Source organism: Micromonospora sp. CPCC 205546, assembly GCF_036902715.1.
In the GTDB taxonomy this organism is placed as follows: Bacteria; Actinomycetota; Actinomycetes; order Mycobacteriales; family Micromonosporaceae; genus Micromonospora.
The window spans coordinates 1-572 of record NZ_JBAKHL010000187.1; the positions used below are offsets into that span (position 1 = coordinate 1).

Below are 572 nucleotides of genomic sequence, written 5' to 3' on the forward strand. Positions count from 1 at the left end.
TCGCGGCGACGAAGAAGGCCGGCATGGACGAGCGGGCCGCGGTGGTGTCGATCGCGACGGCGTTGCAGGAGTCGAAGCTGGAGAACCTGGGTCATCTGGGTGACCGCAACGACCACGACTCGCAGGGCCTGTTCCAGCAGCGTCCGTCCTCGGGTTGGGGCACCGTCGAGCAGATCACCGACCCGCAGTACTCGACGACGGCGTTCCTGAAGGGTCTCAAGCAGGTCGACGGGTGGCAGGACATGCCCCTGACCAAGGCCGCGCAGACGGTGCAGGTGTCGGCGTACCCGGACCACTACGCCCAGTGGGAGCAGATGGCCGCCGACCTCGTCGCCGAGCACTGGAACAGCTGACCCGACAGACTTTCCACCGCAAGGGGGATCGCTGGCCGGCACCCGAACCCGGGGTGCCGGCCAGCGGCACATCCACCGCCGGGGGAACATCGCGGCCCGCCGGCTGGTTGAATGAGGTGTCGGTGTGTCCAGTGTCCCCGGGCCTCACCTAAATTGCCTTCGCGGAATACCGTCCGGCTGGAGCCGCGTCGCGCCACTCGCCGAGAGGCGACCTGCACA

1 pseudogene is annotated in these 572 nt (G+C 68.4%); it reads left to right on the plus strand.

The features are described 5' to 3' along the window. A pseudogene (locus tag V6U77_RS29970) lies at positions 1-353 on the plus strand (hypothetical protein); the annotation flags it as partial. Positions 354-572 lie beyond the last annotated feature (219 nt).